At 55.4% G+C, this 22,435-nt stretch carries 22 protein-coding genes; 6 read left to right on the top strand and 16 right to left on the bottom strand.

Annotated features, from left to right (window positions below; translation table 11 throughout):
* Positions 1-53: 53 nt before the first annotated feature.
* Positions 54-1,343 carry a guanine deaminase gene (guaD, locus tag K3729_06490; GenBank protein ID UWR00418.1) on the top strand — a complete coding sequence of 430 codons (1,290 nt, stop codon included), beginning with the start codon at positions 54-56 and terminating at the stop codon, positions 1,341-1,343.
* Here the strand turns inward: guaD and K3729_06485 are convergent.
* From K3729_06485 to K3729_06470, 4 genes are all read right to left on the bottom strand, one after another.
* Positions 1,340-1,831, bottom strand: a complete 492-nt coding sequence (locus tag K3729_06485; protein ID UWR00417.1) for a CAP domain-containing protein — start codon at positions 1,829-1,831, stop codon at positions 1,340-1,342. The genes guaD and K3729_06485 overlap by 4 nt on opposite strands.
* 16 nt (positions 1,832-1,847) lie before the next feature.
* Positions 1,848-3,188: an 8-oxoguanine deaminase gene (locus K3729_06480; protein ID UWR00416.1), complete on the bottom strand. Its 1,341-nt coding sequence runs from the start codon at positions 3,186-3,188 to the stop codon at positions 1,848-1,850.
* Positions 3,181-3,984 (bottom strand): histidinol-phosphatase, encoded by an 804-nt coding sequence (gene hisN, locus K3729_06475; GenBank protein UWR00964.1) that lies wholly within the window; start codon positions 3,982-3,984, stop codon positions 3,181-3,183. The genes K3729_06480 and hisN overlap by 8 nt, the downstream gene beginning before the upstream one ends.
* Positions 3,985-4,057: 73 nt before the next feature.
* Positions 4,058-4,432, bottom strand: a complete 375-nt coding sequence (locus K3729_06470) for a helix-turn-helix transcriptional regulator (protein ID UWR00415.1) — start codon at positions 4,430-4,432, stop codon at positions 4,058-4,060.
* Between the two features lie 285 nt (positions 4,433-4,717).
* Here K3729_06470 and K3729_06465 point away from each other — a divergent pair, with 285 nt between their 5' ends.
* Both K3729_06465 and K3729_06460 read left to right on the top strand, forming a co-directional pair.
* Positions 4,718-5,677, top strand: coding sequence for an NADPH:quinone oxidoreductase family protein (locus tag K3729_06465; GenBank protein UWR00414.1), 960 nt, complete (start codon positions 4,718-4,720; stop codon positions 5,675-5,677).
* A 189-nt stretch (positions 5,678-5,866) separates the two neighbouring features.
* Complete coding sequence (locus K3729_06460) at positions 5,867-6,604, top strand: Bax inhibitor-1/YccA family protein (GenBank protein ID UWR00413.1); 738 nt, start codon at positions 5,867-5,869, stop codon at positions 6,602-6,604.
* Between the two features lie 62 nt (positions 6,605-6,666).
* On the opposite strand, the gene K3729_06455 is transcribed toward K3729_06460, so the two are convergent.
* Genes K3729_06455 through K3729_06440 form a run of 4 tightly spaced genes read right to left on the bottom strand, consistent with a single transcriptional unit; the run spans position 6,667 to position 9,831 of the window.
* On the bottom strand, positions 6,667-7,680 hold the full coding sequence (locus tag K3729_06455; GenBank protein ID UWR00412.1) for a LacI family DNA-binding transcriptional regulator: 1,014 nt from the start codon (positions 7,678-7,680) through the stop codon (positions 6,667-6,669).
* A gap of 5 nt (positions 7,681-7,685) precedes the next feature.
* Positions 7,686-8,570, bottom strand: coding sequence for an NAD(P)-dependent oxidoreductase (locus K3729_06450; protein UWR00411.1), 885 nt, complete (start codon positions 8,568-8,570; stop codon positions 7,686-7,688).
* Entirely contained in the window at positions 8,567-9,064 is a 498-nt protein-coding gene (locus K3729_06445) for a gluconokinase (protein UWR00410.1), read from the bottom strand. Before K3729_06445 ends, K3729_06450 begins: the two co-directional genes overlap by 4 nt.
* Complete coding sequence (locus K3729_06440; GenBank protein ID UWR00409.1) at positions 9,064-9,831, bottom strand: SDR family oxidoreductase; 768 nt, start codon at positions 9,829-9,831, stop codon at positions 9,064-9,066. Before K3729_06440 ends, K3729_06445 begins: the two co-directional genes overlap by 1 nt.
* A gap of 103 nt (positions 9,832-9,934) precedes the next feature.
* Here K3729_06440 and K3729_06435 point away from each other — a divergent pair, with 103 nt between their 5' ends.
* On the top strand, positions 9,935-10,966 hold the full coding sequence (locus tag K3729_06435; GenBank protein UWR00408.1) for an L-idonate 5-dehydrogenase: 1,032 nt from the start codon (positions 9,935-9,937) through the stop codon (positions 10,964-10,966).
* Here the strand turns inward: K3729_06435 and K3729_06430 are convergent.
* A complete protein-coding gene (locus K3729_06430; protein UWR00407.1) occupies positions 10,963-13,449 on the bottom strand; it encodes a response regulator in 2,487 nt (828 codons plus the stop codon). The genes K3729_06435 and K3729_06430 overlap by 4 nt on opposite strands.
* 107 nt (positions 13,450-13,556) lie before the next feature.
* Positions 13,557-14,036 (bottom strand): molybdopterin-dependent oxidoreductase, encoded by a 480-nt coding sequence (locus tag K3729_06425; GenBank protein UWR00406.1) that lies wholly within the window; start codon positions 14,034-14,036, stop codon positions 13,557-13,559.
* Between the two features lie 308 nt (positions 14,037-14,344).
* Between K3729_06425 and K3729_06420 the strand changes: the two genes are divergently transcribed.
* Positions 14,345-14,950, top strand: coding sequence for a response regulator transcription factor (locus K3729_06420; protein UWR00405.1), 606 nt, complete (start codon positions 14,345-14,347; stop codon positions 14,948-14,950).
* A gap of 45 nt (positions 14,951-14,995) precedes the next feature.
* Here the strand turns inward: K3729_06420 and K3729_06415 are convergent, their stop codons facing one another.
* From K3729_06415 to K3729_06400, 4 genes are all read right to left on the bottom strand, one after another.
* Positions 14,996-16,171 (bottom strand): AGE family epimerase/isomerase, encoded by a 1,176-nt coding sequence (locus K3729_06415; protein ID UWR00404.1) that lies wholly within the window; start codon positions 16,169-16,171, stop codon positions 14,996-14,998.
* Positions 16,172-16,179: 8 nt separating this feature from the next.
* Positions 16,180-17,490 carry a TRAP transporter large permease gene (locus K3729_06410; GenBank protein UWR00403.1) on the bottom strand — a complete coding sequence of 437 codons (1,311 nt, stop codon included), beginning with the start codon at positions 17,488-17,490 and terminating at the stop codon, positions 16,180-16,182.
* Positions 17,487-17,981, bottom strand: coding sequence for a TRAP transporter small permease (locus tag K3729_06405; GenBank protein ID UWR00402.1), 495 nt, complete (start codon positions 17,979-17,981; stop codon positions 17,487-17,489). The genes K3729_06410 and K3729_06405 overlap by 4 nt, the downstream gene beginning before the upstream one ends.
* A gap of 73 nt (positions 17,982-18,054) precedes the next feature.
* Positions 18,055-19,026, bottom strand: a complete 972-nt coding sequence (locus K3729_06400) for a TRAP transporter substrate-binding protein (GenBank protein ID UWR00963.1) — start codon at positions 19,024-19,026, stop codon at positions 18,055-18,057.
* 312 nt (positions 19,027-19,338) lie between these two features.
* On the opposite strand from K3729_06400, the gene K3729_06395 reads away from it, so the two are divergent.
* Positions 19,339-19,974 carry a FadR family transcriptional regulator gene (locus K3729_06395; GenBank protein ID UWR00962.1) on the top strand — a complete coding sequence of 212 codons (636 nt, stop codon included), beginning with the start codon at positions 19,339-19,341 and terminating at the stop codon, positions 19,972-19,974.
* A 7-nt stretch (positions 19,975-19,981) separates the two neighbouring features.
* Here K3729_06395 and K3729_06390 read toward each other — a convergent pair whose 3' ends face one another.
* A complete protein-coding gene (locus K3729_06390) occupies positions 19,982-21,208 on the bottom strand; it encodes a D-galactonate dehydratase family protein (protein ID UWR00401.1) in 1,227 nt (408 codons plus the stop codon).
* Between the two features lie 11 nt (positions 21,209-21,219).
* A complete protein-coding gene (locus tag K3729_06385) occupies positions 21,220-22,359 on the bottom strand; it encodes a Gfo/Idh/MocA family oxidoreductase (GenBank protein UWR00400.1) in 1,140 nt (379 codons plus the stop codon).
* Positions 22,360-22,435 lie beyond the last annotated feature (76 nt).

The raw sequence follows: 22,435 nt of genomic DNA, 5'->3' as shown, positions 1-22,435 counted from the left end.
CACAATGGGTTTCACCGATTTACGTCCGCTGATTTCAGTCGTAGGTCAGAGGCATGAAACAATATCTTCTTCTTGGACAAACACTATCGTTCTCGGGCAATCCATTGCTGACGCCATGGGAAAATGTGACGCATCACAATAGCGCAGGCGGTGTGCTGATCACTGGTGACCGGATTACGGCAGTGGACAATGCCGACACGCTGAAACGCGCCCATCCCGACGCTACAATTGTTGATTATGGCGACGCGTTGATCCACGCTGGATTTGTCGATGCGCACATGCATTATCCGCAAACGCGGATGATCGCGAGCTGGGGCAAACAGCTGATCGATTGGCTCAACACCTACACGTTTCCAGAAGAATCCCGCTTTGGTGATCGCGCTTATGCCGATGCCGTGGCCGCCGACACGCTTGATCTGGCGCTGGCGCACGGCACGACAACGCTGACCAGTTTCTGCACCATTCATCCTGAAAGCGTCGACGCATTCTTCGGGGCTGCCGCCCAACGTAGTATGGCTGTGGTCGCAGGTAAAACCTGCATGGATCGCAACGCGCCTGACACTTTGGTCGACACGGTGCAGTCAGCCTATGACGACAGCAAAGCGCTGCTGGAAAAGTGGCACGGCACAGGTCGCGCGACGTACGCGATCACCCCGCGCTTTTCACCGACATCCACGCCCGACCAATTGCAGGCATTGGGCGATCTGTGGGCTGAAAACCCTGACTGCCTGATGCAAACACATCTCAGCGAACAACTGCCTGAAATCGCGTGGGTCAAGGATCTGTATCCATCGTCACGCGACTACCTTGATACCTACGAAACACACGGTCTGTTGGGGGCAAAGGGGCTTTACGGCCATTCGATCTACCTTGAACCGCGAGAAATTGATCGCTTGGCAGAGTTTGGCGCAGCCGTCGTCCACTGCCCGACATCAAATACCTTCATCGGATCGGGCCTATGCGATGTGCTTGGCTTGGCCCGCGCGGGCGTGGCGATGGGGCTGGCAACGGACACAGGGGGTGGGTCATCATTTTCGATGCTCCGCACGATGGCCGCGGCCTACGAAATCGGCCAATTGCGCGGCGACGTCTTGCATGCTGCCCAATTGATGTGGCTCGCGACCGAAGGATCGGCGGCGACGCTGCATCAATCAGGTGAGATCGGGCACCTCGGGACAGGTGCCATGGCCGATATCACCGTACTTGACCTTGCCGCGACCCCGCTGATCGCCCAACGGGTCAAATCAGCGGAAAACGTTTGGGATCAGCTATTTCCGACCATCATGATGGGGGACGACCGGTCCATCAAAGATGTATGGGTGGCAGGTTCCCGCGTGACTTAACAAGGCAGCGCGAACACAAGCGTCCAGTAATCCCCTGCCCGACCAATACCATAGCTGGCGTAGTTGCGGTTCAACATGTTGCGGCGATGGCCTGGCGAATTCATCCAAGCAGCGATCGCTTCTTCGACAGATTTCTGGCCCTGCGCGATGTTTTCGCCGATCCCACACCGCGTGACACCCGCACGATGCACGCGGCCCTGCGCCCGTAGACCACTGCGATCTTCATGGGAAACGTAGTTATACGCCCGCATGTCGACACTATGCGCCAATGCAGACGCATCAAGCCCCGCATTAGACCGCAACGGCGGCAATCCATTTTGGGCACGCAAAGCTGCAAATTGACGATCAAACGCGGCAATCGCGGGGGCGGTTGCGGCCAATGGTGCCTCGCTCGGGCGATACGACCCCGAGGATACGGTCACGGGAACAGGCACAATAATGCAGCCCATCAAAGAGGCACACAGGCCCATCATCATCAAAATTCGCATAAGTTTGGTCCGTCAGTCAGAGTTCAGCCAGCTTTCGCGCTAACTTATTCTGTCTTACGATGGCTTCATTAAGACCGAATGAAACCATTCTTGTGTCAGCCACGATTTGCCGACCTTCGACAAAAAGATCGCGAACTTTCGCTGGTCCGGCCAAAATCAGCGCTGCAGGGTCCCAGCTACCCGCACTTTCGACGCCGCTCACGTCCCAAATCGCAATGTCCGCGCGTTTGCCAACTGCAACCTGACCGCAATCATCGCGCCCCAAAACCTGCGCACCACCACGTGTGGCAATTTCAAGCGCTTCACGCGCGCTCATCGCATCAGCGCCGTTTGCGACGCGTTGCAGCAACATCGTCTGACGGGCCTCTGACATCAGATTGCCGACATCGTTGCTCGCCGATCCATCGACACCCAGCCCAACAGGCACGCCTGCATCCCGCATCGCACGCACAGGTGCGATCCCGGACCCAAGGCGGCAATTCGAACATGGGCAATGCGCGACGCCGGTCCGGCTACGCGCAAACAAATCAATCTCGCGGTCATCCAATTTAACACAATGCGCATGCCAAACATCATCGCCGGTCCAACCTAAATCTTCGGCATATTGCCCCGGGCGGCACCCGAATTGAGACAGCGAATAAGCGATATCTTCATCGTTTTCAGCCAGATGCGTGTGCATCATCACGCCCTTGTCCCGCGCCAGAATAGCAGCGTCGCGCATCAATTCGCGGCTTACCGAAAACGGGGAACAGGGCGCCACACCGACGCGCACCATCGCCCCCGGATTTGGGTCGTGAAACGCATCAATCACACGAATACTGTCGTTCAGAATCGCAGCTTCATTTTCCACCAGATGGTCAGGCGGCAGGCCACCGTCGCTTTCCCCGATGCTCATCGCGCCACGCGTCGGGTGAAACCGCATGCCGACCTCTGCGGCAGCGGCAATCGTGTCGTCCAATCGGGACCCGTTGGGATAAAGGTACAGGTGATCCGACGTCATCGTACAACCGGACAAGGCCAATTCAGCCAACCCGATCTGGGCGGAAACGAACATCTCTTCAGGTCCAAACTTAGACCAAATCGGATAGAGCGTTTGCAGCCACCCAAACAGCAACGCATCTTGCCCACCGGGCACCGCACGGGTCAGCGTCTGGTACAAATGATGATGCGTGTTCACCAACCCCGGCGTCACAACGCAGCCTGCGGCATTTACAATCTCGGCGTCCGCCACAGACAGATTCGGGCCGACCGCCGCAATAACGCCATCGTTGATATGAATGTCGCACTCTGAAATTTCCGCCCTGTCATCGTTCATCGTCAGAACAATCTGGGCGTTCCTTATCAGCGTGTTAGCCATCAATACTGTCCTGAAGAATGGATAGCGCCAATGCATGAATTTCGCTATTTGCAGCCGCAACAACGCGCCCGCCATTATGCGCAGCACCGCCCTGCCAATTCGAAACAACACCGCCCGCAGCTTTGATCACAGCGATTGGCGCGTGGATATCATACGGATGAAGACCCGCTTCGATCACAAGATCGACCTGACCCGCCGCCAGCAATGCGTAGCCGTAACAATCCATCCCGTAACGTGTCAGCTGGACCTGCTCCGCGACTTTGCGAAATGCTTTTTCGTCCGCTGCTGTCCCGACTTCAGGGAATGTCGTCAGCAAACGCGCTTCGTCAATCGCAACCGATTTCCGTGTTCCAAGCGGACGTTCCCCAAGTGGTCCAGTCATCGACGACTGACCAAATCCACCGACAAAACGCTCATTAATGTAAGGTTGATCAATCACTCCAAACAATGGGCCAGTCGCGTCGGCAACTGAAATCAGAATGCCCCAAGTCGGGGTGCCACTGACGTAGCCGCGCGTCCCGTCAATCGGGTCAAGAACCCACGTGAAACCGGATGTGCCGGGTTTTGTGCCGAATTCTTCGCCTAGAATACCGTCGTCCGGCCGTTCCTCCGCGAGTACTGCGCGCATGACCTGTTCGGCGGCTTTATCGGCGATTGTGACCGGATCGTATCCATCGACGTCTTTGTTGTCAGTCGAAAGGTCGGTCCGTCTAAAATGCTTTAGCGTTTCTGGTCTGGCGGCGTCTGCCAACAGGTGCGCGACACGTACAAGATCGTTTTGAGTTTTGGTATCAATCGGTTGCACGTAAATCTCCCTGACGCGGTCAATCTAGCGGTATCCCGCCAGACCGCGTCAGGTCAACAATCGTTTAAGCTGCTTCGCTGAGTACGCGCGCAAGATCAAACAAGCGACGGCGCTGATTCTCTGGGATCGCGTAGTATGACCGCAGCAATTCGAGCGCTTCTTTGTCGGTCAAAATATCAGAAGGCATATCTGCGGCGCCAGTTTCCACTGGGTTGCCAGCATCTTCGATGCCTTCAAAGAAAAATGACACAGGTACGCCCAACACGTTTGCGATATCCCAAAGGCGGGATGCGCTGACGCGGTTCATTCCGGTCTCATACTTTTGAATCTGTTGGAATTTAATGCCGACTTTTTCGGCAAGCTGTTGTTGTGTTGTCCCGTTCATCCACCGGCGGTGGCGAATGCGTTTCCCGACATGTACGTCTACTGGGTGACTCATTTCATTTTCCTAACTGTCACGTCCCATGCGCGGCGTTTAGCGCTACGACTAGGTTGTTTTGTCTCGACCATCCCGTCCCGGATCGTCTTGTACAAACGTGCAATCACCTTATAGCACAAAACACGCAACGGTTGCAGCGCCTGACCTTACCTTAAGGACAGGTATAATCGTTCATCGGCAGCATTCTGGTCGTTTTACATGCTCTAGATAGGATGCTTCACCTTCAGTCTTACCCGATATAGGTTAATATGAACTGAACAAAAAACGATGACGGAATCCCCCTTTATGCGCGCATACCTTGTTACCGATCACGAATATCCACCGTCATTCGCCGATATCGAGGCCCCGAAACCTGCATCAGGACAGGTCCAGTTAGACATTGCGGCGTGCGGTTTGAACTTCGCCGATCTTTTGATGGCGAAGGGGACATATCAGGAAACACCTAACGTACCTTTCACCCTCGGTATGGAAGTCTGCGGCACAGTCACAGCACTTGGTGAAGGCGTCACATCGCCGGCCATCGGCACGCGTGTTGTCGTTTTCGGCGGATCGGGCGGGTTGGCTGACAAGGGCGTCTTTAAGGCTGATCTTTGCCGCGAAGTCCCTGATAACATGCCATCTTCCATCGCCGCCGGTTTCATGGTCGCCTATGGCACATCGCATTTGGCGCTGACGCGGCGGGCCAACTTACAGGCAGGCGAAACGCTGTTGGTTTTGGGGGCTGCGGGCGGCGTCGGCTTGACTGCCGTTGAAATTGGCAAAGCGCTTGGCGCGACTGTGATCGCCGTCGCGCGCGGCGCTGACAAGCTGGCTCATGCGCAAGCGGCGGGCGCGGACCACCTCATCGACAGCAAAGTTGAAGATGTCAAAGAAGCCGTCAAAGCGCTCGGCGGTGCCGATGTCGTCTACGATCCAGTGGGCGGCGACCTATTTGACGCAGCGTTACGCGCTTGCAACCGTGAAGCGCGCGTCATCACGATCGGTTTCGCAAGCGGCAAAGTGCCACAAATTCCGGCAAATATTATTTTGGTGAAAAATATCACCGTCATAGGGTTCTACTGGGGCGGGTATTTAAGCTTTTGCCCGGATGCTTTGACCGAAAGCATGGCAGAATTGTTCCAGATGTACGTGGACGGGAAATTGAAACCCCACGTCAGCCATGTCCTTCCGCTTGATCAAGCACCGGACGCATTGGAACTTTTGCGCAGCCGCCAATCTACAGGCAAAGTCGTCGTCACCCCATAAATTGACCAAACTTCGGTCGCAGAATGGTCCGTTTTTAGTGCCGCATTTACCAAGGTGAGGCTTTCCTGCGTATTTCGGTCAGAATAACGCATTTGCATCACCTTACCCCCTTGAAAACCCGGCCTTCCCTGCCAATATCTACCCCAAGACGTCGCCCTTGGCGTCCGCAGTTCTTTTTTGGAGGTATCCATGGCTGAATATCAAACAATCCAGACGGCGGGCGGGGTCCGCTCGGCGGCGATTGATGAAGGGCTTCGCGCCCACATGAACAAAGTCTACAGCACAATGTCTGTAGGTATGCTGGTCACATTCGCAGTGGCATGGGCCGTAGGCACTAGCGACGCGTTGTTCAGCATCTTCCGCGACCCAAACACATTGCAGCCAAACATTCTTGGCTGGATCGCAATGTTCGCACCGCTTGGCATGGTTTTTGCCTTCGGTGCCGCGATCAACAAATTGTCCGCTGCTGGCGCGCAATTGTTCTTCTACGCATTCGCAGCCGTAATGGGCCTGTCGATTTCTTGGATCTTCGCAGCCTTCACAGGCATGTCGGTGGCACAGGTGTTCCTGATCACATCGATCTCATTCGCGGGTCTGTCCCTTTGGGGCTACACCACGAAGAAAGACATCTCTGCATGGGGTAGCTTCCTCATCATGGGTGTGATCGGCCTGATCGTCGCGTCCATCGCGAACCTGTGGTTCCAGTCCGGCGCGATTGCGTTTGCTGTGTCCATCTTGGGTGTGCTGATCTTTGCAGGCTTGACTGCTTATGACACACAGAAGATCAAAACCGACTACATCGCGCATGCCGCACACGGCGACAAAGAATGGTTGGCAAAGTCTGCGATCATGGGTGCTTTGAACCTGTATCTCGACTTCATCAATATGTTCATGTTCCTTCTGCAGTTGCTCGGCAACCGCGAATAAGCGATACGAACACAACAATACGAAGCCCCGTCAAACCCTGCGTTTGGCGGGGCTTTTTCGTTCTAGGCCTGCACCAACGTTGATCCACCGACCCGCAGCACGGGGTCCATCCCAACCATCACTTTATCCTGCGGCCCATTCATCATCGCGATCACATGCTGCGCCGTCGTTTGCCCTATCGCATTTGGTCGCGGATCAATCGTCGTCAGCGTTGGGACACAAGCGCCTGCAATATCGTAGGCCCCGAATCCGACCACAGCCATATCGTCCGGTACCGCAATCCCGCGCCGCTGGCATTCTGACAGGGCACCAAAGGCCACCAGATCAGACACACAAATCACGGCAGTGGTATCGGGCCAGTCGTCGTGCAATGCGGCCATCGCTTTGGCCCCGTTCTGCATAGGGTTCTGCGGCGCACCCGAACCGATCAACCGCGCCGGATCAAGCCCATGCCCAGCCATCGCCGCAACAAAACCCACCCGCCGATCAATGCCCCGTGTATCACTGTCAGTGTCCCCGCCGATAAACCCGATCTTGCTGTGACCAAGCCCCACAAGATGATCCACAAGCGGCGCGATCACAGCGCGGTTCGAAAACCCCACCACATGTCCAATTGGATCATCCGGCAAATCCCACGTCTCGAACACAGGCACGCCAGCAGCGGCAAGCAGCTTGCGTGCCCGCGCCGTGTGCCGCCCACCTGTGACCACAATCGCCTCCGGCCTGCGTTGCAGAAAATCCGCGATCAGTTCTTCTTCGCGGTGCATGTCATAGTTCGTGTGCCCCAGCAGCACTTGATAACCTGCCGCCGACAAAACACCCGTCAGCGCCTCGACCATGGTTGCAAAGTTCGCATTGTTTAGCGACGGGATCGTCACGGCGACAAAGTTGCTGCGCTGCGCCCGCAACGTCGCGGCAGTGCTATCGAACACATAGCCCAATGCGTCTGCCGTTTCCTGAATGCGCGCGCGCGTCCCCGCCCCGACCGAAGCATCCAGCTTGAACGCGCGGCTCACGGTCATGACCGAAACGCCCGCCGCTTTCGCGACGTCCTTCATCGTGGGGCTGCGTTTCATCCCGATTAATCCGCCAGCTTTGGCGGGCCCGTGAAATATTCCATCAACGCCGCCTGATCTTCACCGCCCAATCCCGCAGCCGTCAAAAGCCTGTGCACTTCGGCGCAGGTCGCCGTCATCGGCATCGCAGTATTAGTGCGACGCGCAAGGTCCTGCGCCCCGTTCAGGTCTTTCACCATATTGTCGATCCGACCCGTCCGGCGGTAATCCTTCGCGACAAAGCGCGGCATATATTCCTGCAGGATCGCGCTATCCGCCCGCCCGCCTTTCAACGCGGTCGGGATTTTCGCAGCATCGACGCCCGCATCAAGCGCCAATTGCGTGGCTTCAGCCACCGCAAGAAAATTCAGACCACACAGAACCTGATTGATCAGCTTTGTCGTCTGCCCCGCCCCAGCAGGCCCCATATGCGTGATATTGCTCGCCAGATGCTGCAGAACCTCGCGGGCGTCAGCAAAATCGTCGTCCGCCCCGCCAACCATCAATGTCAGTTCACCAGTGGCCACCTTTGGCGCACCACCCGACAACGGGCTATCGACCCACCGCAGGCCCAGACCAGCAGCACGTTCCGCAAATGATTTTGTGGCATCGGGATCGATCGACGACATATCGATGATCAACGTGCCGGGCTTTGCACCATCGGCGACACCGTTCTCACCAAACACAGCAGCTTCCACGATATGCGGGGCGTTCAAACTTGTGATGACGTAGTCGGCATCGGCCGCAGCCTCTGCCGCTGAATTTGCGCCGACGGCCCCCTTTGCGATCAACGCATTCGCTTTGTCAGCGTCGAGATCAAAGACCACAACAGATTGCCCCGTCTCGACCAAACGCGCTCCAATTGCGCCGCCCATGGCCCCTGCCCCGATCAATGCAATTTTTAGCGTCATGCGAAATCCTTCCCTGTGTTCGCCACGAAAGCCGCAACAATCGCAGCGGGCGGTTGATCAATATCGACCGTCACGGCCGTTTCGTCCGCGTCCGGTATCTCAAGCGCCGCAAACTGACTGTCGAGCAACGCTGTCGGCATAAAATGATCGGCCCGCGCGGCCATACGTTCCGCGATAACCGCTTGAGAACCATGCAAATGCAGGAACGTCACAGGCCCACCCGCCGCGTCACGGATGATATCACGGTACGCGCGTTTCAAGGCGGAACAGCCAATCACCACGTCACCGTCATGTTCACGAAACGCAGCCCCGACATCGCGCAACCACGGCGCACGATCCGCGTCATTCAGCGGCGTACCAGCCGCCATTTTCGCGACATTTGTTGCAGGATGCAGGTCGTCGCCATCAACAAAAACGCCACCAATTGCATCTGCAAAAGCGGCACCAATCGACGACTTTCCGCAGCCGGACACGCCCATCACAACGTAAAACATTACAGCGACGCCGTGATGCCGCCGTCGACAAAGAGGCAATGACCGTTCACAAAAGTAGACGCATCTGAGCTCAAGAAAATGCACGCGCCAACCAGTTCTTCGACGTTGCCCCACCGCCCCGCTGGCGTGCGCTTGGCCAACCACGCGCTGAATTCCGGATCAGCAACAAGGGCCGCGTTCAACGGCGTATCGAAATACCCGGGCGCCAATGCGTTGCAGGTCAGACCATATTGGGCCCAGTCGGTCGCCATACCCTTTGTCAGGTTCGCAACCGCGCCCTTTGTGGCTGTGTAAGGCGCGATACCGGGACGCGCGAGTGCCGTTTGAACCGACGCGATATTCACGATCTTACCAGCCTTGCGTTTGATCATATGGTTCGCGCAGGCTTGGCCAACGTGGAAAACCGACGCGATATTCGTCTGCAGAAGGCGCTCGAACGCATCAGCCGGAAAATCTTCCAGCGCGGTCCGGTGCTGCATCCCTGCATTGTTGACAAGGATATCAATCGCGCTGGTTTCAGCCTCAAAACCATCCACAGCCGCCTTTACCGCATCGTGGTCCGTCGCATCAAAGGACAAGACATCAACAGTCGCACCCGTCTCGCGCAACGCGGCAGCGGCAGCATCCAGTTTCCCAGTATCGCGCCCATTCAGAACGATACTTGCCCCTGCGGCCGCCATTCCTTTTGCCAAGGCGAAACCGATCCCTTGGGATGAACCGGTAATCAAGGCGCGCTTGCCTGTCAGATCAAATAATGCCGTGCTCATCCGCGTTTCCTTTACTCTCGACAAGTGGTTTGGCGATATTTATGTTATCGTTAACAATTGGTGTCAAGCAATGCTGGCCACCACCCCAAAAGGCTCCGCAGATATGAAATCCATTGTCATCCACGCGCCCAAAGATTTGCGGATACACGAAGCTGAAATCACCCCACCCGCAGCGGGCGAAGTGCAGATTACCATGGCGGCTGGCGGCATTTGCGGGTCCGATTTGCATTACTATCACCACGGTGGGTTTGGCACGATCAAGCTACGCGAACCCATGGTTCTGGGGCACGAAGTCTCCGGTCACGTCACAGCATTGGGCGCTGGCGTCACAGGTCTGGACATTGGTCAACTGGTGGCCGTGTCCCCGTCCCGTCCGTGCCAATCATGCAAATTCTGTCTGGAAGGCAGTCAAAACCAATGCCTGAATATGCGGTTTTACGGCTCCGCGATGCCATTCCCGCATATCCAAGGCGCATTCCGGCAGGTGTTGAACGTCGATCCCGCACAATGCGCCGTCGCAGACGGTTTGACGCCCGCAGAGGCGGCAATGGCTGAACCGCTCGCCGTCTGTTTGCACGCCACGCGCCGCGCTGGCGGCATGGTCGGCAAATCTGTTCTGGTAACGGGATGCGGCCCGATTGGTATCCTGTCGATCCTTTGTGCCAGACGGGCCGGCGCCGACCACATCGTCGCAACAGACCTGTCCGATTTCACACTGCAAATGGCCCAACAGGCTGGTGCTGATGAAGTCATCAATACAGGCACCACGCCCAATGGTCTGGATCGGTTCAGCGCGGACAAGGGCACATTCGATGTGCTTTACGAATGCTCTGGCGCGGCCCCTGCCTTGGCGGCGGGTATCTACGCAATGCGACCTGGCGGGACCATTATGCAGCTTGGTCTCAGTGGCGATATGACCCTGCCGATGATGGCGATCACGGCCAAGGAACTGATGTTAAAAGGGTCTTTCCGCTTTCACGAAGAATTCCACGCGGGGGTCAGGCTGATGCAAAAAGGATTAATCGACGTGAAACCACTGATCACCCACACAGTATCGCTTGATGACGCCGTAAAAGGCTTTGAAATTGCATCAGATCGCAGCCAAGCCATGAAGACGCAAATCGCCTTTACCTAGCTGACACCGTCCAAATCCAGCATGTCCCGCAAAGCGTCTTTGGTTACAGACCAGATCTCGGTCACGTCCTTCAAGGCATCAGTCGCATCTGCCAATTCTTCTGCAACCAGAAGACTTTCGACATGATGCAACCGATCACGCAAGGCAGGTGCGCCAATAACCGACGCAGATCCCGCAAGACGGTGGATTTCTGATCGCAACGCGTCCCCCTGCAGGTGGTGATCCTCAGGCCCGAAACGGCCCGTCGCGTCATCAACTTCCGCGATGAATTCGCCTACCAATGCGTGATGCTTTTCCGACCCAACGGCATCCGCCAAATCACCGATCAATTCATGATCCAGCAGGTCATCACCCTGCACCGGACGATCTACAGTCACACCGTTCAACAGTTCATTCAGACGCGCAATACTCAGCGGTTTCACAAGAACATCGTTCATGCCTGCCGCAACAAACCGTTCAATGTCCGCTGGCATCGCGTGGGCCGTCACCGCAAAAATAGGTGTATCGGCATTGGGGCCCGCGCCCGCACGGATACGTTTGGTTGCTTCCACCCCGTCCATCACGGGCATGCTGACATCCATTAAAACAACATCGAACCGTCGGCGACTAGCGATTTCGACACCTTCGACGCCGTTGTGAGCCTCGATAATGGTGTGGCCCATTTTCTTAAGCATCGCATCGGCCACGATACGGTTGATCGCGTTATCTTCGACCAGCAGGATATTCATGCCGTCTGCGATCTCTGACTGCTCGTCAGCGTTGTGGGTTTCACTTTTCGCCTTGGGTGCGGTCTGGCTGTCCATAGCCAGATTTGTCGGAAGCCGGACCCAAAATACAGTGCCTTCGCCCAAAGTGCTTTCGACGCCAATTTCACCATCAAGATGTTCGACCAGTCGACGGACAATACCAAGCCCCAATCCCGTGCCCTGTTGCGCGCGCGTGTAGGATGGATCAAGCGTCACAAAGTCATCAAAAATGCGACGCTGGTCTTCTTCGGAAATACCGACACCTTCGTCAGACACCCGCAATTCCCAAAAACTACCATCCGCATCGCGTTCAATTTCAACATCAATCTTACCATGCTTGGTAAATTTGATCGCGTTGCCCACAAGGTTCGTCAGAATTTGGCGTAACTTCGTCGCATCGCCCATCACACGGTCAAACTGCGGATCAAGAACTTTCAATTCCAGCTTATTTTTCGATTTCTCAGCCGCGACCTGTAAGCTTTCCAACAACTCATGTGTGACAGCGACCGGATCGTAGGGCCGTTGAATCTTTTCTTCAGCGCCTGCTTCAAGACGCGACATATCCAGCACGTCATTGACGTGTTGCAGCAACATGTCAGACGACGTGCCCATCACATCAGCCATGCTCGACTGGGTTTTGTCCAAATCAGTGGACCGCAATAATTCAAGCGCCCCGACGATGCCATTAAGCGGCGTCCGCATTTCATGGCTCATCACGGCGACCAGATCCGCCTTCGCCCGTTCGCCAGCGACCGCTTCATCACGGGCGCGCACCAATTCTTCTTCTTTTGCGACCTGTTCAGAAATATCGCGCATGTAAGACACGAAAATTTCGCCCTCTGGCCCTTCAGCCGAAGAAACCGAAAATTCGACAGGAAAAATACGCCCGCTTTTGTGCATCCCTTCCAACTGGATACGCCCTTTACCGACAACATGGGCTTCCTTGGATCGGATATAGCGCGCCATCCCAGCTTCATGGCCTTCACGATACTTCGGGGGCACAATCGAATCGGACATTTTTGTCCCGACGATTTCGTCGCGCGTGTATCCGAATACTTCCTCAGCGGCCTCATTAAACTCAATGACTTTGCCGTCCAAATTGACCACAACAATCGCATCTAGCGACGTCTGCACAATGACGCCCATCCGACGTTGGGTCATCAACTTTTCGGCAGCATCGCGATCAGCGCGACACATGGACCGCATCAGCGCAAAGACGACAACGAAAAGCGCGGCTACAAGTACGAAAACGAGAATACCAAGACGCGTCAACGCATTGGCAACGTTTTCGCGCTGCTCACCAGAGAGCTCTGCAAAATGTTCGATTCCCAAGATGGACGTCGCACGCGCCAACGGTCGGACCGCTTCAATCCTTGTAACTAATTCTGGCAGCATAGCCGCCAACGCATCGTCGGGCCCGTCGATGAATGGGACTAGATCATCCACGAAAACAGACATGGCATCCAGATTGTCGACAGCCGCTTGTTCGGTCCGTAGCCCAGCCAATGCCTGGCTTTCACGCATCGTGTTTACACGCGAATAGTAGATATCGAACCGCCGCCGGACATTGCGCAACTTCTCTTCTTCCGGCAGGTCGGTCCGTTGTGCTTCAGACAAAAGTGCCAATAGTTCGACTTCGGACTGCGCCAGCGACCATTGCGTGCTATCCCCATTTGCAGTGGCCAATGCGTTGATTTCGCGCCGTGCGTCGGAACTGAGAACGTAAATCCCAACCATGCACGCCAGCACAACGCCGCATATCAACGCGGCGCTAACCCACCTGTTTCGTCCAAGTGATTTTTTGCGATTCTCCGGCAGGCCTTCCTGCGGTCGGCAAAATAGCATTATTCGCTCGTCTCAATGCGATCCAGCTGCCAAATGCTGCGCGAATATGTCACTTCCGACTGGTAATCAGGGTTGTCGTCATACGGGTAAACCACCCAAAGCGGGCCTTTGTCGCGTACCGACATCGGTTCACCGTCCTTAAGGAACGCAATCACTGCGCCGCCTTCGACGGCATCAGACATCGGGATTTCGACCGTGTAGTCATTGATCGCGGATGCCAGAAAAACGCCTTCGGTGACTTCAAGCGTTTCTGCCAAATTGCGCAGCGGAACACCGGTAAAGGATGACACACCGTCGGTCCAGATTGTTGATGTTTCAACAGTGACGGTGCCCAAACGGTCAAGGCCGTCTTGGTCGTATTCAATAACGCTTTCGCCGTGTGTCACGGTCAAAAGCACTTCACCCTCAGCATGTGCGATGCTCGTCAACAAGGAGAAACTCAGAAACGTTTTGGCTAACAACTGATAAGCTTTGGTCATTGGCAGTCTTTACCTCTTATAAGGCCCAGATACGCGGGCGCGTCCCCGTCCTAGCACGACTCATCGTAACTTCATTATGTTCATAAGCATAACAAACTATCCGAAAGGATAGATTCCAGCGTCCAAAGAATCGCAGACTTATGCATCAGGCAATGTTGGTACAAAGAACCTTAAAAGTTATCTACTTTAGCAGAAATTTGCCACAAATGCGTGGTATCTAGGTTGTAAGAGGTCCATCATACCAATTCGGTTAGGTCCCCAATCGTTTTTATTGTAGTCTACCAAAAGAGGTAGATAGAAAGTATAGTATGCGTATTCTAGTTGCTGATGATCATGATCTTGTTCGTGAAACGATCGCTTCGTTTCTGTTGGCGTCTGACGGTATCAATGTCGTCGAAACTGCGGGCACGCTTGATGAAGCACTCGCCATAGTTGAAGACAGCGTCGCGTTTGATTTGGTCCTTTTGGATTACAACATGCCCGGCATGAATGGCCTCGCAGGCCTCAAACGTATGAAGGCCGCGACGAACGACGGTCGTGTCGCGCTGTTGTCCGGGACTGCATCACCCCAAATCGCCCAAGACGCAATTGCGGACGGCGCAGTGGGGTTCGTCCCCAAGACGCTCGGGTCCAAATCAATGGTCAGCGCCGTTAAATTCATGATCATGGACGAAGTTTACGCGCCCTTTGATTTCATGAAACAGGTGCAGGAAAAAGCCGTTGGTAACCTGTCCGAACGCGAAACGTCCGTTCTGATGGGCATTTGTGAAGGCAAATCCAACAAAGAAATTGCGCGGGACTTGGATCTGCAAGAAGTGACAATCAAGCTGCACGTGAAAACGCTCAGCCGCAAATTGGAAGCCCGCAACCGCACCCACGCAGCGATGATCGCTAAGGAACGTAACCTCATTTGATGATGGGCAGCCTGCGGTGTTCCGGATCACATTAAAAACACTGGTCTAATTGGCCAGTGAACGTGGTGCCGCACCCCACAAACCTGCCCGCGCGCCTTCGGTCATTGCGATCACCACGTGATACATCAACCGCGTTAGCGCCTCCGGCCAGATCGTGTCGCCCGCCGCATCAATCTGATTGATGTAAACGGGGCGATCTTTGAACCACCGTTCAAACATCAAACACATCAGGGTGCAGGCTTTATCACCGGCCGTTTTGTCCCCCGCCACGTGCCGTAATGCGTAGGCTTTGATCGCTTCGGTCTGGGGCCACAAAAGGAACGTTTCTTCCAATATCGCCCCATCAGCCAACACCGCATCAAACGCCAGACCATCGCGCGCAAATCCATGCTGATCGGCAAAAGCCAACAGTTTCATCGTAGTGTCATGCAAACTCGGATCGTTCGCCAACTCTGCTTCTTCCAGCAACAACCAAGCCCATTCGCATTGGTGCCCGGCTTCACGGCGCAGCCCATCATTGCCCGGTAGCGGGTCGAGATCAGGTGACAGAAACTCCACAATACTGCCGCTGTCCTGATCCATGAAATGCTGCACCCCGATCCGCCGTACCCCAGCGGCCCGATCCAACCAAAGCGGCTTACCCGTCATACGAAACCCCTGCAAACACGCCTCGTAAAGGTGCATATGCGGGTTCTGCGCGGGATTAGGTTCAGCCCCGATGTCGTCATTCAACAACAAACCAGTCGCCGCATCCGTCAACGTGCTCTGCAAAGCAGCCCAGCAGTCCTCGATCAACGCATCGTAGCTAGGATCAGGGGCCAGTTTATTCAGCGTCACCAACGCCAAAATCACAAAGGTCTGGTCATAACTGCGCGCCGCTTCATCCAGCGCATCCCCCGTGGGCGTCCCATCCGCGCTAATTGCACAACGATATAGCCCCGGTGCCTTACGATAGCGGTCCAAGAACGCCGCCTGCGAAACAGCCGCTGCGATCAACGCAGGATCACCCGACTGCATCGCGGCATGGGCCACGGTAAACACAGTCCGCGCCTGCGTCAGCACCGATTTTGTTGCCGCCGGATCAGGCCGTCCCTGCGCGTCGAGCTTGTCAAAGACACCGGCATCGCCATCGCGGACTTTCGCTAACCAGTCACCAAAATAGTCGGTCCAGAACCACTTTGCCCAAACCTGCGCATCCTTGCGGCACGTATCCGTCGTCATATCAAAGCCTAGTTAATTGTGTCGGGCATCAATTGGCGCGGCAGCCAAAGCGCGATTTCAGGGAACAGAATGATCAGCAACAAAATCGCCAACATCGGCAGTAGGATAACCACCACTTCGCGCATCACCTGCACAACATTCATGCCGCCAATCGAGGCCGAGATCAACAAACACAGCCCGTAAGGCGGGGTCACCAAACCAAAAGCCAACGACACAATCCCGATAATCGCAAATACAACCGGATGGATGTCCGCCGCGGTCGCGACGGGCAACAATACTGTGCCCAAAATGATGATCGTGGGGATCGCATCAATGAACAGACCAAAGAACAGGAACAAACCTGCGATTACCAAAGCCGTGCCAAACGCGCCAAACTGCCAAGCCGTCATCGTATCCACGACCAATTGCGGCACGTGATAAAACGCGAGCAACCAGCCAAACGCCGACGCCGACCCAATCGCGAACAGTGAAATCGACGCAAAACGGCCCGTGTCGTAAAAGATGTGACCAAGGTCTTTGATGGTCACGGTCCGGTAGACAAACATGCCCAAAATCAACGAATAGCCCGCCGCAATAATCGCGCTTTCCGTCGGGGTGACGACCCCGCCCACGATGCCGCCGATCACGAGGATCGGGGTCAGCATCGCCAGGAAAGCGCCCTTAAAGGCAGTCACGATATCGCTGACACTTGGTTTCCCGATGATCGGGTAGTTGTAAACCTTTGCGTAGCCATAAACCGTCGCCATCAAGGCCAGACCGATCATAATGCCGGGCACGGCACCCGCCAAAAACAACGCCCCAACAGAGGTTTGCATCACACCGCCCCAGACGATCATCAGGATCGACGGCGGGATAATAACGCCCATCACGGACGAACAGGCGGTGATCGCGATGGCAAAACGGCGGTCGTAACCTTCTTTGATCATCGCAGGGATCAGGATTTTACCGCAACCGGCAGCGTCCGCGGTGGATGATCCGGAAATGCCCGCGAACAACATCGACACGGCGACGTTCACATGTCCCAATCCGCCGGGCATCCAGCCTGTCAAGACGCGGGCCAAATCGATCAACTTGTCTGTCACCTTCCCTGAATTCATCAGGTTCGCAGCCAATAAAAAGAACGGCACAGCCAGCAGAATGAACGAATTGTAAGACTGGAACATCCGGTCAAGCACAATGAACGGGGTCAGACGCAGCTCCATTACCACAATCGGGACCGTGGAAATCGCCAGCGCAAAAGCGACAGGCACCCGCAATGCGACCAGAAGAATAAAACCGCCAACCAAAATGGCGCAGGCAAGACCTGTTGAAATAATCATGCCGCTGCCTTCTTCGTATTTTTGTAAGTCTGGACTGCTTCAAACAGTCGGTAGCCCGTGAAAACGGTCCACAATACGCCCGCAATGGGCACCGAAATATAGGTGATCATCATATTGGCCCGCATCATCGTCGAATTCTGGATGTAGCCAAATTCAGCATATTCCACGCCGTACCACGCAAAAATCAAAGCAAAGCCAAGGATCATAAGCAGAACAAACCCATCCTGAAGTAACTTCAGGAATGGACGTTTCGCATCAGGGATCACACGCACATCAAAATGCGTCCCGTCCCACACGGCAATCATGGCACCGATCATCACGGCCCAAACGAAGATGAACGTCGCCAGTTCTTCGGTCCATAAAAAGACAGGGATCACACCGGTATAGCGGGCCAAAACCTGCATCCCGACGGGGATCGCAAGCGCTGCAATCAGAAGGCCCAGCAACACCCGCAGGCCATCGCAAAGGCGGTCCAAGAAACGTCCAATCATATTGGGGGTCCGTTCTAGAAAAAGAACCACCGGCGCCCCGAAAGACGCCGGCAGTAGGGAGATTGGGGAAAGTTTATTGATCGCGGATCGCAGCAAGCAAATCAGTCGCACCCAGCTCAGCGGCATAGGCGTCCTGCACAGGGATCACCATTTCCAGCAGCGCATCACGGCCTTCGAATTCAGCAACAACAACCTGACCAGCGTCGATCATTTCTTGCATCTTTTCGCCATCTTGGCCGCTTTCCAACGCACGACCGAATGCGCCCGCTTCGGCACCTGCTTCCAGAACAGCGGCCTTCAGATCGTCAGACAATGCGCTGAATGTGCTTTCGGACATCACCAAAGGACGCACTGTGATCGCGTGCTTTGTCAGCGTGATATTTGGGGCCACTTCGTAGAACTTCAGGTTCTGGATCGACGCCGCTTCGTTTTCGAAACCGGCAATCACGCCCGTCTGGATCGCGTTGTAAACTTCGTTGTAGGCAATCGCAGAAGGTGCGGCCGTCAGCGCGTTAAAGATTTGCGCCTGAATAGGGGCACCCATCACACGCATCTTGTGACCAGCAAGCTCTTCAAGGTTCGTGATTGGCTCAGCAGAGGCAAGGTTACGCACACCGCCACCCGCATAGCCGATCACGCGGATGTTCGCTTTTTCCAGCAGTTCAGCTTCAAGCGGGGCCATCACGCCGCTGGACAGTGCAGTGTTCCAGTGGTCCAGATCGCGGAACAGGAACGGCATGTCCATCAACGGAATGGACGGGGCAAAAGTCGCCATGTTGGACGGAGCCATGATCGCGAAATCGATCGCAACGCCTTGCTGCAGGAACGTGACAAAATCGCTTTCGTCGCCAAGTTCACCGTTCAGGCTTAGATCAAATGTGACGTCTTCGGCTTTTTCACCAACCAGACGTTCGAATTCGCGCAATGTCTTAGTGTAGGCGTGTTCTTCGTCGAACATGCTGGCACCACGCAACGCAGTTTCAGCGGCAGCAGACGTGGCGGCCATGGCCGCAACAGAGACAGCACCGATCAAAAGGGCTTTCATAGATTTAAAGTTAAACACAGGTTTCCTCCCAGAACTTCATCGCCCGCTAGTGGCAACGCGCCCCAGCAGTACAATCATGTGGTTCGCGCAGTTGTTCAGATTCGGTAAAATTTGTAAACACTTGTAAACATACTGCCAAAAATTGCAGCATGTTTGGAAAGAATCCGCTATGAAACACAGCGCCACCACATCGCGTCACGGCACAAGGAGACCTACGTCATACCCCATTCGACCCTGCCCCCCGTGTCAGAAGCACCGCCTGCGACGAACGACAGGTCCCTTTCAGATCAGGCCTATGAAAGCGTGCTAGCGATGATTGTTGCGGGTGATTTTCCCGCTGGGCAAAAGCTGCCAACAGAACACACACTGAGCGATCAGCTTAAGGTGTCGCGCCCCATTTTACGCCGTGCTTTGAAACAGTTACGCGAAGACGGCGTGATCGTATCCCGCCAAGGATCGGGGTCATTTGTGCAGCGACGCCCCGAAGGTGTCATGCTGGATTTTGCGCCTGTAGGGTCCATCGCCGACATCCAACGGACGTTCGAATTTCGTGCCGCCATCGAAGGTGAAGCCGCCTATATTGCCGCCCAGCGCCGGACCGAAGATGATCTCGTGCGGCTCAAACAGGCGCTCGATCAGCTTGATCGCTGTGTGGTGTCAGGCAAGCTGGGCGTGGACGACGACGAACGGTTTCACGTCGCTGTTTGTGCCGCTTCCGACAACAAATATTTCCTCGCCGCGCGCAGTTCGATGCAATCCAACATCCTGACAGGCATGAACCTGACCCGCAGTTTGTCGCTGACCAAAACGCAAGCGCGCCTCGAACTGGTGCAAGCGGAACATCACGCGATCTATGACGCCCTTGTCGCGGGCGACGCGGACGCAGCACGGGACGCGATGCGCGACCACGTCAACAATGCCCGCCAACGGGTTTTTGAAGGGACCTAACGCCCCGCTAGTAGTCCCACATCGTACCATCTTCCAGTCGCACAATCGGGTGACTACCCGCTTTGTAACTGTATTGCGCGGCCTCATCTTCGTTGAATTCAACCCCAAGACCGGGCGCATCACTGACGTAGAACATCCCGTTCTCAAGGTAATGATCAGACGGGAAAAGGGCGTCACATTCCGGCGTGCCAAGCACCAGATATTCCTGAATGCCAAAATTCGGGGCCCAGACGTTCAGATGGGCCTGCGCCGCCATTGAAATCGGCGAATGGCTTGGTGCACCGTGAAAACCTGTGCGCACATTATGCAGCCCAGCCAGATCAACGATCCGCTTTGCATGGGTAATGCCGCCTGCATAGGTTACGCTGACACGGATAAAATCAATCAGGTTTTGCTCGATCAGCTTGTTACATTCCCATATCGAATTGAAGACCTCGCCGATCGCAACAGGCACCGTGGAATGCTGACGCAGCAGCTTCAGCGCGTCTTGATCCTCGGCAGGGGTCGGGTCTTCGAGCCAGAACAGATCGGCCGGTTCAACCGCCTTCGCAAAAGCAGCCGCCTCGCGCGGGGTCAGCCGATGATGGACGTCGTGCAAAATCTTTAACTCAGGCCCGAAACGTTCGCGGATCTGCATCAAAGCATCCGGCATATAGCGCATATAACGCCCCGTATCCCAGACTTCGACCTTGGGCTGAATGCCGCTGAAATCCGTGATGTAATTCGCAACGTCGCCCTTGTTTTCAGACACGCCGTAACCCGCCGTCGGCATCCCCGGAATGCCGCATTGCACGCGCACGGCTTTGTACCCTTGGTCGACATAATGCTGGACAGAGGTCATCAGATCATCCAGATCAGCCCCCGTCGCATGGGCGTAAACCATTGCAGCGGTACGACTTTTCCCGCCAAACAACTGATACACTGGCATATTCGCCAGCTTACCTTTGATGTCCCACAGCGCCATATCAATCGCGCCAAACGCGGCCATCGCAATCGGACCTTTGCGGAAATAGGCACCGCGATACATGAACTGCCAGATGTCTTCGCTATTGCGCGGGTCCATCCCGATGATCGCGGGGATCAGGTAGTCTTGCAGGTACGCAGCGGGCAACGTTTCGCGGTTATTCAGCGTCCCATCACCGAGGCCGTAAACCCCCGCATCAGTCATAATCTTGACGGTGACGTAATTCTTACCCGGCCCGCCAATGAAGATCTTTGCGCCTGTGATTTTCATGGTGGTCTTCCTTATGCCAAGCCTGTCACATCGGTCCAACCATCCGATTTCCGGATGATATCAATGATCTGCTGAAATTGCGCGCCTTGGACAAATGTCGGGTAAGGATCGACCTGTTCGCCCTTGATATCGCGCACCAATTCGCGGGCAAGATAGTGCCAGCATTGCTCAGTCTCGCCTGCCACATCGGGGTTCGCATCCACGATATCCTGCGGTAGCGGCAGGTCCGTCCATTTGCCGTCGCGGCCGTAGTGCGACAGCTGACCAGTGCCGTAATGACCCTTTAGATAGATCGCGCCCTTTGTGCCGTAAAAGATGATGTGATCGTCTTGGAACCGCGGCACAAGCCCGCCGTGTTTGAACAGAACCGACACAGGTTTGGCGGCATGCGGTCCTTTTAGCTTAGCAAGAACCGTATAGGACCATTCCACATCGCTATCGCCCCATTTGAGCGTCGGATCGTTCAGGTCCTTGGGAATAAAATCGCGCCGCGTCATGAAGTTATGTACACCGTCCACAATTGGCGCACGCCCCAGATCATCGCGGACATCGCCCATGATTTGCAGGATTTGATCCCCCACAACGGACGTCACAATCGCAAGCGAATGGGTAAAGTTGTTATTCAGCCGCCCGCCCCCAGCGTCCTTGCTATGGGACCACCCAAACGGAATGTTGCGATCAAGATTGAAGTGCGAAATGCTCTCGACCTCAGTCGGCTCGCCAATCGCGCCTTCGGCCACGAGCCGTTTCGCGTGCAGCACGCTCGGCGTGTAGCGGAAACTGGCAGCATAGGCGGTTTTAACGCCTGCCTTCTCAGCCAGATCGCGCAGCTCCACCGCAGTCTCCCCGCTATGGGTCATCGGTTTGTCGCAGAACACATGACAACCAGCCGCGATCGCCTGTTTAATCGGTTCCACATGCGCACCACCCGGTGTGGCGATTGATACGATATCCGGTTTACAGGTCTCCAACGCTGCCTGCCAATCGGTCCCCGCAAACGGAATATCCATTTTCGCGGCGACATCTTTGACGACGCTTTCCGTGCGACCCACCATGCCGACAACCTCGGCCCCCGTCCCGCGAAATGCTTCTGCGTGACCTTGTCCCGCGAACCCCGTGCCTGCGATCAGGACTTTCAAATTACGCTCCATAAGTTGACGCAATACATAGACAAAGTGACTGCAGTGAACGTTTAGACACACTGACCTCCCAATTCGGTGTTGATCG

The sequence above is a fragment of the Rhodobacteraceae bacterium S2214 genome (assembly GCA_025141675.1).
In the GTDB taxonomy this organism is placed as follows: Bacteria; Pseudomonadota; Alphaproteobacteria; order Rhodobacterales; family Rhodobacteraceae; genus Yoonia.
The sequence above is the reverse complement of the archived record's forward strand: the minus strand, read 5'-3'. Positions and strand labels throughout refer to the sequence as shown.